Here is an 11,999-nt window from a genome sequence, read left to right on the forward strand (position 1 = left end):
CGCGATGCTTCATCCGCTGCGCTCGATTATGCGCCGCGGTTAGGTCATCGACTTGAACGTGCTCGTATATGCCGCCGCGTAACCATAACTGCGGCGATTGCTCGGGCGTCGCGGAATCGCGTTGAAGACCGAGCCGACGAGCCTGCCGCCCGAACGCTGCACCTTCTTCACGGTTTCCTCGATCTCTTCCTCGCTCTGGATGCCGGAGCGCAGCACGAGCACGGTCGAACCCGCATCGCTCGCCACGATCGCCGCGTCGGTGACGACGAGGAACGGCGGCGTATCGACGATCACGAGGTCGAACTGATCGCTCATGCGCGCGAGCATGTTGCGGAAGCCCGGCATCATCAAAAGTTCGGAAGGATTCTCCGGATAGCCGCCGCACGACATGAACGACAGTCCCGGCACGCCGACATAACGGATCGCATCGCCGAGCGCGAGTTCGCCCTTCAGCACTTCCGAGAGACCGCCCGGATTCGACTGCTTGAAGAACGATGCGATGTGGCCGCGCCGCATGTCGCCGTCGATCAGCAGCACGCGCAGGCCGATTTCCGCGAGCAGCACCGAAAGATTCGCCGCGACGAAGCTCTTGCCCGCGGACGGAATCGGGCCCGTCAGCATCACGATATTATTCGGCGCATTGGCGAGATCGCGATACAGCTCGGTACGCACCGCACGCAGCGCCTCGACGGCCGGATCGTGCGGGAAGCGCGTCGCCAGCACGCGGGCGTCGCGGTCCGTGTCGGCGACGTGCGGCATCGCGAACGCGTCGTGCTCTGGCAGATGAATATGCGGCAACGCCTTCGGCGCGCCGCCGTCCTGAGCGCCGGAGTAGGTGAGCGGCGCGTGCTCCACGGGCGATACGGCAATCTCGTGATCGAGCATCGCCTGCTGACGGCTATACAGCACTTCGCCCAGTACCGGCACCGAAAGACGGCGCTCGACGAACATCGGATCGGTCACACCGATCATCGCGTGGCGGCGCAGGAAGATGAAGAACGTGCCGATGAAAAAGCCGAGACCCGTGCCCGCGGCGATCACGAGCGCCTTGTTCGGTTTCACCGGACGATACGGACGCAGCGCGTTATCGACGATATGCGCGCCGCCGCTCGTGCTTGCGCGGCGCACGGACAGCTCTTGCGCCTTGTTCACCATCCCCATGTAGATGGTTTCGGCCACGCGCGCATCGCGCGTGAGCGTCGCGTTCTGGCGCTCGGACGAGGGCATGCTGTCGAAGCGCTGCTGAATCTGCTTGTTCGATGCTTCGAGCTCCGCGATCTGCTGATCGAGATTGACGACTTGCGGGCTGGTGGGCTGGAAACGCTGCAAGAGTTGCGTGCGTTGCAGCTTGAGCGTCGCGAGTTGCTGCATCGACGTGATGCTGCCTTGCAGATAGGCCTGCGCTTCGTTGAGCGGCGTCACCGATTGCGACTTCGAACGGAACGCGCTCAAGTTGCTTTCCGCGCGACGCAGATCGCTTTCGAGGCGCGGCAATTCTCCGCGAATGAATTCGAGCGTCTTCGTGTCGTTGGCCTGACGCGCGTGCACGGCTGCCGTCAGATACGCCTGGCCGAGCGCGTTCGCGACATCGGCGGTCAGCGCGGGATCGTCGGCGTTGAACGTGATCTGCACGACGCCCGTGTCTTTCGCGGACTCGGCGACCTTCATCGTCTTCTTCATCATCGCGATCGCGTCGAGCGTGTTGAGGCGCGTCACGTCGAAGTGCACGCCCGGATGACCGAGCGCGCTATTGACGAGAATGGACACGCCGTTCGCCGATGCCGGACGACCGATCGTGCCACGCACGAGCACCGCGCCGTCGGGGTCGCGGAGTTCGTACTGGTTGTTGTCGAGCAGAACGAAGTCGAGCTTCTGGTCTTCGAGCGAAGGCGGCACATCGAGGCGGCCGATCTGCAGCGACTCGCCGCCCCATCCGTACGAATCCATGCCGAACCATGCCGGGGAGAGATGTCCCTTCTTCGCGAACAACGAAGCGATCTGACCGAGCACCGGGAACGTGTCCGGCTTGACCTTGATGTCGAAGTGGAACTGTTTCACGACCGGTTCGAGCACGGAGCGGCTCTGCATCACGGAGATTTCCGCGGGCGCGAGCTGCGTGGCCGTGGGTTGAGCCTGCTGCATCTGCGCCTGGTTTTGCGGCGCGATGCCGAGCGCGTTCGGATCAGGTGGATCGACCCGCACCACGACATCCGACGAATAGATGGGCGTGGCAAGAAACGCATAGGCGGTCGCGAGCGCGGCCGTGATCCCGATGAACAGGAACAGCATGCCAAGGTGATCGCGCAGGAGCCTGAGCATGTCGCCCGCGGTGAATTCGCCGTCGTCCTTGCCAGGGCGCGAGGATCCGGAGTTGACATAGAGGGTGTTCAATGGCGCGTCCTCAGTTCGATAAGTCGATAAGTTGAGCGTTGTTTCCCGGGCCGAGAAAAAACAGAAAGCCCGCGCGACATGTCCGCGGTACGTCTTACGTGTTATTTGATCCGGCGCAGGGCCGTCGGAACTTCCAGACAGACTAAAGACGCGAAAGGCTCTTAAAAGCGGGCGAAGCGCGCGATGCTTCGAGTTCGCGTGACGAAGCGCGTTGGCTCGTCGGAGTGCGATATTCCTTGGAAGCACACTCCGTGCCTCGGAACCGCGTCTCGGGATTCGGCGGATGAAACTCGCGAAGCCCTACGAATCGCTTGCTGTAAAACGATACGTTGAGTCCGGAAAAAACGGTGCTGAATCTATCTTCCGGACACAAACTGCATGCGTCTGTTATGTAGCGAACGTTGCGGGCGTCATAAGGGTGGGGTCCCCCGTTGCGCAAGCCCATTTTCACGCGATAATCGCAAGTTCCGCCCATACTTCATTCGTAACACGAATAGATTGCGGTTTCATGGCATCGGATTGGCCTTGATGAAGTCGCGCACCGTATTGAAGCGCGATTTGCGCGTTTTACCGTCATCGTGGATCACGCCGTAGTTGCCATCGCCGCCAAAGCGCTGATCGTCGTATAGCTCGTACAACGTCACGTTCTGGATGTTGTAGGTCTTCGCGAGCGACACGAATCCCTTCAATGCGTCCTTGCCGATGAGATAGCCCCCCGGGTCCGCGTGCGTGGGCCGCACGCCGTACTCGGTGATCCAGATCGGCTTGCCATAACTGTCGCGCAGGCGTTCGAGCACGTTGACCTTCTTGTCGCCCGCCGCCGTGATCGAACCCATGTTCGAATACCAATGCCATGCAGTGATATCCCACTGCGGAATCGGATGGCCGCGCGAGCCGTCGGGCTGCGTGCCCGCATACAGCATGTCCGTGAAGCCGTAATGCAGCCAGCTGAACGACGTCAGCAGGATCTTCGCGTCGGGATTCGTCTCACGTATGCCTTTGATCAGACCGAGGATCGAGCCGCGCGCTTTCATGAACATCGCGTTGTCGTAGTCCTGCGGATGCTCGCCGCTGCGATCCGAGCCGAGTATCGACCAGTTGTCGTATTCGTTGCCGACCTGGTAGTACGTTACGAGTCCCTTCAGCACGCTTCCCGCCGTCTTGCCGAGCGCATAGCCTCGCTCGAAAGTTTCCTGCTCGTTCGCGCGCTTTTCCGGCTCGAAGGGCGTGACGAGCGCGAGTACGCCGATGCATTGCTTCGCCGCCGCGCGCGCGAAATCCGCCACCATATGCGCGCTTCGTTCACTCGATACATCCTGCGCATACATCGTGACGCCGAGATCGCGGAGCTGTGAAATCTGCAAGTCGTAATCGCTCGTGCCGTAGGCGCCGTGATGTTCCAGATGTCCCGCGATGCCGTAGAACACACCCGTCGATCCGTTTCCGCACGCGATCCTGGGCGTCGCGCTGCTCACGGCGTCCGCCTTGTGCGTTGCCGAGTGCTTGCTGGAATAGGCGTCGGACGTGCCGCTGCGCGCATAGATCAGAACGGATGCGCAGCACAGCGCACCGAAGAGCGAGACGGCAGCCACCAGAGTTCGCATCGACATTCGGCCCTCATGTAAGCGCGCGCCGTGCTTCGGCGGGCGCGTGGGAATGATGTGACGTCGTTGCCATCATGGCTTGTCGATGAACTGCATCAGCAAGCGGGCGCTTTCCGTCCACCGGAAGCGCTCGGCATGCGCGAGGCCGCGACGTCTCAGGTCTTCGCTCAGTTCAGGCGAATCCAGCAGCTCGCGCAACTTGTTCGAAATGTCTTCGACCGAGTACGGGTCGCAATAGATCGATGCATCGCCGCACGTTTCCGGCAATGCGGCCGCGCGTCCGACGAGTGTCGGGCAACCGTTGCGCATGGCTTCGAGCGGCGGAATGCCAAAGCCTTCGTAGATTGAAGGATAGAGGAAGCACGCCGCATTCTGGTAGAGCGCCCGCAGTTTTTCGTCGCTGACATAGCCCGCCTGCTTGATGTTCGGCGCGCTCGACAGATCGTGCGCCTTGCCGAAGATCGCGGCGTTCTTCATGCCGACGATCACGAGATCGATCGACGGATCGCTCAGACGCATGAACGCCTCGACGAGGCGCTTGAAGTTCTTCGTCGGATTCATGCTGCTCACGGCGAGCACGTAACGCCGCTTCGTGAGCTTGAGCTCGTCGATCACCGAAAGATCGGGCGTGATCTGATCGAGGTGATCGGCCGCGAGCGGCACCACGCCGATACGCTCCGCCGGCACGCCGACATGATGCGCGAGCCGGTCGCGCGAGAACTTCGAATTCGTCAGCACGCAGCTCGACGTGCGCGCGAGAATCCAGAACATCACGTGATACCAGGTGCGAAACTTCCACGAAAAATGCGCGGGCGTATCGAACACCGCGGCATCGTGCATGTAGATGATCTGGTTCGGGCGGAAGATGGAACCCGAGTTCGAAAGATTCACGATACGCGAGCGCCCCGCGAAGAGCGGCAGGACGATCTGCTCCCAGAAGACGCCCTTGCCGAAGCCGAGCTTGACGGTCTGAACGCCTTGCACGGGATCGAGTCCGTCCTGCGGCGGCACCGCGAGCGTCACATGCGAGCCTTGCGGCAACTTTCCTAGCGCGGCGACGAGTTCGCGCGCGACGCGTTGCACGCCGGTGGTCTTCTGGCTCGTGAAGCGGCCGTTATAGACGAGCTTGTTCGTGGCGATTGTCGTATCCATGTGCAGGGCGTCAGAACTGTGAATCGGAGCTGGTTTCATACGATGCAACCTCATTCGCGCCGAGCGGCTCGCGCGTGGGCTTGTCGGAGCCGAACTCGTACATCGAAAGCCATTGACGGAAGATCGCGTCCATCGAGAAGCGCTTGCTTGCGGATGCTCTCGCTGCGGCCCCCATGCGTGCGCGCAACGACGGGTCATCGCGCAACATCGCGATGTACTTCGCCATATCCTCCATGTTCGATGCAACGAAGCCGGTCACGCCGTGCTGCACGACATCGCGATTGCCGACCACGTCGGTGACGACGGCGGGAATGCCCGCGACCTGCGCCTCGATGAGTGCGATAGGCATGCCTTCCCACCGGGACGTCTGCACATAGATATCGAGCCCAGCCGTGAGTTCGAGCGCCCGATCGCGCGTGACCCAGCCGCTGCACGCGACGGCATCCTTCGGCGTGCCGGCGGGCAATTCGGTTTCGTTGCCGCCGATCCACAGGAAGCGCACCGAAGGGTTGGACAACTCGCTCGCGAGCTTCACGAACGCTTCATGGTTCTTTTGAAACATCGCACGGCCGCTCATGCCGATGACGATGCCGCCCGCGTTCGTGTCGACGCGCGGCGGAATCTCCGGAACGTTCACGCCGTTTTCGATCATGCGGGCACGTCGCGCATGCATCTTCGTTTCGATCTCGGAGAGCTCGCTTTTCGAACACGCGACGATGGTGCCGCCGAGCTTCGCGGCGATGCGCTCGAAGCTCAGATAAGCAAACTGCTTCGCGGGCGACACGTCGCGGCGCAGGAACGCGAGACCGTGCGGCGAATAGAACACGCGTGCGCGCGGCGCGGCGATGCGCGCGGCCGCGCGTCCGAGAACGCCCGCCTTCGACGAATGCAGATGGATCACCGATGGATCGCACTCCTTCAACTTGCGGACGAGGCTCCAGAGACTCGTCAGGTCATTCTTCACGCTCACTTCGCGGAACATGCTGACGTAGGTTAGCTTTACTGCCGGATGGAAGAGCTTGGCGAAATTATTGGGTGTTTCTTGCCGGATCGAATGAAGGATCGTTACGCCGACGCCAGCGGCCGCCGCGCGATTGGAAAGCTGCGTCAGCATGGACAGTACACCGCCGCCGAAGGCTTCGGTGATATGGACGATCTCTTTCATATTCAACTCTTCGAATGGCGTTGCGCCGAGCGCCCGCGGCGATACGCAATGAGAAGGAATGGTCTAGTCGTTATGGAAAATGACGTGACACGTTCACGCAGGGCGAACGCATCCGAAGCGGCGGTTTATGGCCACTTCGAGGAACGCGTCAAAAAGCCGGGATATGCATGGCGAGTACTAATCGCACGATTTGAATACGCGTCCGAAAAGCACACACGAGATCCGGCATAGCATTACTCGTTCCTTGCGCACGGGGATGCCAAGAGCCCCGTCAAGCCTGATGACAAGCCTGGATTTACCTGCCGCAAGCTCCCGGACCAATCAGCTTTGGTCGGATGGGCGCCCCGATGTCGGTCTTTTTTGGAAACATCGTGAAGTCAGCGAAATCGTGCTGACGAATACGGAAAATAAAGCTTATTTGGCGGCCGCAGCATTCTGCTGAGCTATCGCCGTCTCGCAAATCTGCAGAAGGATCTGCAGATCCTTGAGCGGTACCGCGACCGACTGCATGCGCAGGCTCTCGGCCTGATCGGCCAGCCTTTGTACATGCTCGACCGACATTTCTTCTGTTTCCATTCTGCAGGCTCTCTTAATTAAATGCTGCTCATACCATTAAGATAACGACTCGACCTGCATAGGTCGGTTCGTTGACTCACATACTTAAATGCAACTTTGGAGTAGAGCGCAAGTCGAAAGCATCCGCTGCGCTCTTCGGGTGCAAAACAAAGCTTTGTTAAAGCGCGTGATTCGATAAATGCGTTACCAATTAGAATCACTTGTTACTGTTTTTAACACGCCAGTTTCACATTTATGGAAAAGCGAATATGCAGCCTGGGAAAGCTTATTAGCTACGACGTATTTCCCCATAGGGTTCACGTCGTTTCAGACCCGGCACTTCCTCCCGCGATCGGGCGCTGACGCTTGAGCAACGGCACGCCTTGCAGATGCAGCGTGAAGGCCATGGCCGCAGCAACCAGCGTCTCGACGATCAGCACCGTAGCCGCCGCGCCTTGCTCGCCGAAGAGCTTCGCCAGCACGGCAAGCAAGCTGAAATTCAGTACCGCGGAGGCCATCAGCACGCGGCTGAACTGTGCCTTCATGCCGAGCGGCAGCATCGTCTGAACACCGAACAGATCCGTCAGGCCGACCATCAACGGCACGAATGCCATCCAGCGCAACACCTCTACGGTAGGCAAGAACTTCGGCCCATACAAGAGTTTTACTGCAAGCGGCGCGCCGAAGAAGATGCACACCGAGATCAGCGACACGATCAGGCCTTGCACGACGAACATCTTGCGCAGGAATGCAAACGCATCATCCTTTGCGTGATGCATGAGAAAGCTCACGCGCGGATAGGCCGCGGTCTTGAGCGGCTGAAGCATGTTCAACGCGGCACGGATCAGCTTGTCGGCCGCGGCGAAATAACCTGCTGCAACATTACCCGAAATAAATGTCAGGAGCACGATGTTGCTCGATGCATAGATGTCGACGATCGACGTCGCCATGAATACGCTCCATCCGTCCTTCAGACGAACGACGATGGTACGGAGCGACACGCGCACGAAGTCGAGCTCGCGCCGCAGATAAAGGTACGTGCAAATCGCGATGCCCGACAGCAGCGGCACCAGAGCATTGACGGCCATCGCCTTATGGACATCGTCATGCTCGCGCACGAAGAGATACATCGCAGGAATGCTGAGGGCACGTCCGATGAATACGAACAGGCTCAACATGCCGAGATCTTCGATGCCCTGAAAGTACCACGTCGGAATTAACATTGCACCGACTGCCTGACCATAGCCGATGAGAAGCAACTCGCGGTTCTCTTGCAGATAAGGTACGACCGACGTCAGCGCGATGACAACGAAGAAGCCAGCTAATGCAAGCGCGGCCTGCGTGACGATGGTTTCCCAGAACAGCTTCGAGCGCATTTCGCGGCTCTGACGATTGATCGAGATCTTCGGCGTCGCGGTCAGCGAAAAGCTGTAATTGGTGATTGAGATGAAGTATGCGGTGAAGGCGAGGCCGAACGAAAGGCGTCCGTATTCGCTGGGGCCGAGGACGCGTGCGAGCCATGGCAGCGTCAGCAACGGTGCGAGGTATGTGGATACCTGCAGCGTCATCAATATCGTGAAGTTCTTTCGAAATGAAGCCATTGAACGGTTTTTCCCCGGCTTTAGCGCAGCTTGATTTTATGACTATGACGCAGGGCTACGAACCCTGCATGCTCGCCCGTTACGGGCGGGCCATTGCGTGACAACGCATGAAGCGATTAGTTTCGCTCGTACGTATTGCCGTCAATGCGGCGCGGGCCAAAGAGGTCTGCGCACTTGTGCCTTGGCCTGGCATCAAGCGCGCTGAAGTTGAACGAAATGCGCCGGTTCCGGACCGTCGTACACTTCCGGAGAGTGCGCTGTCTGTGCGACAGAAGCTATTTAACAAGGAAAACCCGTATTTGTCAGTGGGTTTGCACACGTAACACGATGATCGGATGCGATCGTTCGATTGAAATTTTCGCGAAGTGCTGGTAAGCGAAAGGCGCGTGAACCACGAGGCCTTCCCTTCCGACACATGACGTGTCGCAATAGTTCGCCGATAGCATCTTGTGCGAGCGTCGAATGAAAACGCATGCGCATGATGCCGAATCGGTCGTGCACGCGAATTGCTGCGAGCGGCGCAGCGGAGCGCGTTGCGCACCGCTGCCGCAGGCGTGGTAGGCGCTCACATATAATGACTTGCAAGGTTTCTCGCGCGTCCTCGTTCGTCAGGCCAATACGCGCACTGCTACTACGCATCCAGCTTCCGCGACATCAACCGCAACACCGATACACCAAGGATCCACAACCGTGACAACGTCTTTTTCCAGTACGGTCGAACCCGAAGGCGACAAGTCCTTCGATGCGGCCGTCGCAGGAAACGACGGCGTGCTGGTGCTCGACGCCGCCCAGCGATGCCTCTCCGCCGACTCCGTTCTCGCTCATCTCTTCGATCTCGATCCCGCCGCGCTGAACGGCCGCGCACTCGCCGACACGCCGTTGCCGCGGCCGCTCACTGCGGTGCTCGCCGAGGCTGCCGATGCCGCGCTCGCAGGCAACGGCACGCGTCGCGCGCATGTGAGCTTCGGCGAAGACGACGCGCGGCGCGCCTTCTCGATCATCGCGCTGCCGGGCCCGGATTGCGTGACGCTGATCGTATCGCCGGCGAACGCGCCGGACGGCGAGCCCAGCGCAAAGGATCGCATCGCGCATCTGCGAGCCGAGGCTGCGCTTTTCATGCGCGATCATGTGCTGTCGGTCGTATCGCACGATTTGCGCGGCCCGCTCAACGCAATTCATAGCTGGGGTTATGTGCTGGAGCGCAAGGTCGACGCCAACGATGCCGCCGCGCAGCGCGCGCTCGCGGGCATTCGCTCGGGCGTCGAGCAACAGGTGAAGCTCATCGAGCAATCGGTCGATACGACGCGCGCCGAGACCAAGGCGCTACAGGTCGCGCTCGCGCCGGTCGCGTTGCGACCACTTCTGGAAAAGAGCGCGGCGCTCGCGCGTGCCGGCGTCGCGCGCGCGCGTGACGTGACGATCGACATCGATTCGCCGCTCGCGGAAGAACAAGTCGAAGGCGATGGCGAACGTCTGTTGCAGACGCTCTGGCTCATGCTCGCGTTCGCCGCCGAAGCGAGTCCCGCGGGCGCGACGGTGCGTGTGTCGAGCAACGTCGAGGGCAGCATGTGGCGCACGGACGTGCAATTCACGGCATCGGCACAGGCGCTCAGCGATACGGCCTCGCCGCACGTGCTCGAAGCGTTCGCGCGGCGTCAGGCGCTCGAGCCGCGCGAAGGCGGACGCATCGCATGGGGCCTCGCATTGTGCAAGCGCGTGTCGGAGGCGCATGGCGGCGCGTTCGAGCACAGCGATATCGCCGACAACGCCGAAGTGACGTTATCGGTGCGCGTGCCGGTCGCGGGCATGTAATTGACTTTCGATCAGCTGTCACCCATATACTGACGCTTTCCACTTTCGAAGAGAGTTGCTTTGGCTCAGGTTGTCGCGCTGATCGGCGCATTGTTGCTCGTCGCGTTGAATGGTTTCTTCGTCGCGGCGGAGTTCGGGCTCGTCAAGCTGCGGGCCACGCGCGTCAAGGCCTTGGCACGCACCAATGGCTTGCCTGGCCGACTGCTCGCAAAGGTGCACGGGCAGCTCGACGCTTATCTTTCCGCATGTCAGCTCGGCATCACGCTGGCATCGCTCGGACTCGGCTGGATCGGTGAGCCCGCGTTCGCGGCGCTGCTTCATCCGCTCTTTGCACTGCTCGGCGTCGAGTCGGAGAAGCTGATCGACTCGATCTCGCTCTTCTTCGCGTTTTCCGTCATTTCGTTCCTGCATATCGTCGTTGGCGAACTGGCGCCGAAGTCGTGGGCCATCCGTCGCGCGGAACAGGTGGGCCTGTGGCTTGCCACGCCGCTATATGGCTTTTACTGGCTGATGTATCCGTTCATCTGGGTGCTGAATACGAGCGCGAACTTCGTGCTGCGTCTTTTCGGCATTTCGGCCGAACATGGTCACGACGCGCATTACTCCACGGACGAGCTCAAGCTGATCCTGCGCGGGCGCCGTCATGGCGGCGGCTCCTCGTATAACGAGGACGAGTGGAATACGATCGCGCATTCGCTCGATTTTAGTCGCATGACGGTGTCGGATCTGATGCGTCCGGCGCACGAGCTGGTCGGCTTGCGCAATGATCTGCCGATGCGCGACAACCTCGCCGTGATCGCGCGGCATCGTTTCTCGCGCTATCCGCTTTTCGCCGATGCGTCGGGCGAGCGCGTGATCGGCATGATCCATCTGAAGGACCTTCTGCTTTCAGGCGATGGCGGCGCGCGTGGCATCCACTTCAACTTTTCGAAGGATGCGGTCGGGAAGATCGACAAGCTTTCGCGTCATGTGCGGCCGGTGCAGTACGTTGCGCCGAATCTGTCGGCGCTCGAGCTGTTTCGGCGCTTTCGCAAGGGCGCGCCGCATCTGGCGATCGTTGGGCGCAAGGGCGCGAAGCCTATCGGTTTCATCACGCTCGATAACCTGCTTGGCGCGCTCGTGGGGCAGATTCACGACGAGTTTCGTCAGGGCGATGCCGATTGGTCGCGCATGGATGACGGCACGTTGATGGGCAAGGGCAGCTTGCCGGTTGTTTCGCTCGAGCGCGCGTTGGGGATCGATATCGATGAAGGACGCGCGGAGTCGGTTGGCGGGCTCGTTATCAATGCTTTGGGCGATTTGCCCAGTGAAGGGCAGCGGGTGGAGTTCGATCGGTTCGATATCGTCGTGAAGAAGATGAAGGGGCCGAGGATTGTGCTGGTTCGGGTGTATCCGCGGGAGGAGGCGCTTGAGGAAGCGGAATGACCTTTTTGGGTTTTTCTTCGCTTTCGCTAGTGATTTCGCCGGATCCCGTTGTCGTGTCGGTCTATTAGCACTGCCCCTGTGCGGGGCGGCACTCACTTTCTTTGCTGCTGCAAAGAAAGTAAGCAAAGAAAGCAGCTCCCGATACGCCCGCGGTCACACGCAATTTGGGTAGTCCTCTCGTCCATCGTGGGCTGCCTAGAGAGTGCCCTCATAGGCCCCATCGGGCTTGGCTCGCGCACGGTCTGTCACATCGCACCACACAACAAGCTGGTTCAGCACCAAATAGCTCCAGCC

At 60.4% G+C, this 11,999-nt stretch carries 8 protein-coding genes; 2 read left to right on the forward strand and 6 right to left on the reverse strand.

The window, feature by feature from the left end; all coding sequences use genetic code 11:
* Positions 1–39 precede the first annotated feature (39 nt).
* The 6 genes from NCS02_RS14810 to NCS02_RS14835 form a co-directional block, all read right to left on the reverse strand.
* Entirely contained in the window at positions 40–2,391 is a 2,352-nt protein-coding gene (locus tag NCS02_RS14810) for a polysaccharide biosynthesis tyrosine autokinase (protein WP_008354028.1), read from the reverse strand.
* Between the two features lie 506 nt (positions 2,392–2,897).
* Entirely contained in the window at positions 2,898–4,001 is a 1,104-nt protein-coding gene (locus tag NCS02_RS14815; protein WP_250502719.1) for a glycosyl hydrolase, read from the reverse strand.
* A gap of 66 nt (positions 4,002–4,067) precedes the next feature.
* Positions 4,068–5,147 (reverse strand): glycosyltransferase family 4 protein, encoded by a 1,080-nt coding sequence (locus tag NCS02_RS14820; RefSeq protein ID WP_175983194.1) that lies wholly within the window; start codon positions 5,145–5,147, stop codon positions 4,068–4,070.
* A 10-nt stretch (positions 5,148–5,157) separates the two neighbouring features.
* The gene (locus tag NCS02_RS14825) at positions 5,158–6,312 is read right to left on the reverse strand and encodes a glycosyltransferase (protein WP_008354025.1); all 1,155 of its coding nucleotides are present in this window, start codon (positions 6,310–6,312) and stop codon (positions 5,158–5,160) included.
* A gap of 414 nt (positions 6,313–6,726) precedes the next feature.
* Entirely contained in the window at positions 6,727–6,888 is a 162-nt protein-coding gene (locus NCS02_RS14830; protein ID WP_160297408.1) for a hypothetical protein, read from the reverse strand.
* A 296-nt stretch (positions 6,889–7,184) separates the two neighbouring features.
* The gene (locus NCS02_RS14835) at positions 7,185–8,468 is read right to left on the reverse strand and encodes a flippase (protein ID WP_033536876.1); all 1,284 of its coding nucleotides are present in this window, start codon (positions 8,466–8,468) and stop codon (positions 7,185–7,187) included.
* 690 nt (positions 8,469–9,158) lie between these two features.
* Here NCS02_RS14835 and NCS02_RS14840 point away from each other — a divergent pair.
* On the forward strand, positions 9,159–10,280 hold the full coding sequence (locus tag NCS02_RS14840) for a sensor histidine kinase (RefSeq protein ID WP_350029891.1): 1,122 nt from the start codon (positions 9,159–9,161) through the stop codon (positions 10,278–10,280).
* A 60-nt stretch (positions 10,281–10,340) separates the two neighbouring features.
* Positions 10,341–11,705: a hemolysin family protein gene (locus NCS02_RS14845; RefSeq protein ID WP_008354020.1), complete on the forward strand. Its 1,365-nt coding sequence runs from the start codon at positions 10,341–10,343 to the stop codon at positions 11,703–11,705.
* The last annotated feature ends 294 nt before the right edge of the window (positions 11,706–11,999 follow it).

Origin of the sequence: Caballeronia sp. NCF2 (assembly GCF_023631205.1) — a bacterium.
GTDB lineage: Bacteria > Pseudomonadota > Gammaproteobacteria > Burkholderiales > Burkholderiaceae > Caballeronia > Caballeronia zhejiangensis.

Excerpts from the sequence above, each read along its gene's own strand:
- NCS02_RS14815 (WP_250502719.1), bottom strand. The coding sequence starts at position 4,001 with ATGTCGATGCGAACTCTGGTGGCTGCCGTCTCGCTCTTCGGTGCGCTG.
- NCS02_RS14820 (WP_175983194.1), bottom strand. The coding sequence starts at position 5,147 with ATGGATACGACAATCGCCACGAACAAGCTCGTCTATAACGGCCGCTTC.
- NCS02_RS14825 (WP_008354025.1), bottom strand. The coding sequence starts at position 6,312 with ATGAAAGAGATCGTCCATATCACCGAAGCCTTCGGCGGCGGTGTACTG.
- NCS02_RS14830 (WP_160297408.1), bottom strand. The coding sequence starts at position 6,888 with ATGGAAACAGAAGAAATGTCGGTCGAGCATGTACAAAGGCTGGCCGAT.
- NCS02_RS14835 (WP_033536876.1), bottom strand. The coding sequence starts at position 8,468 with ATGGCTTCATTTCGAAAGAACTTCACGATATTGATGACGCTGCAGGTA.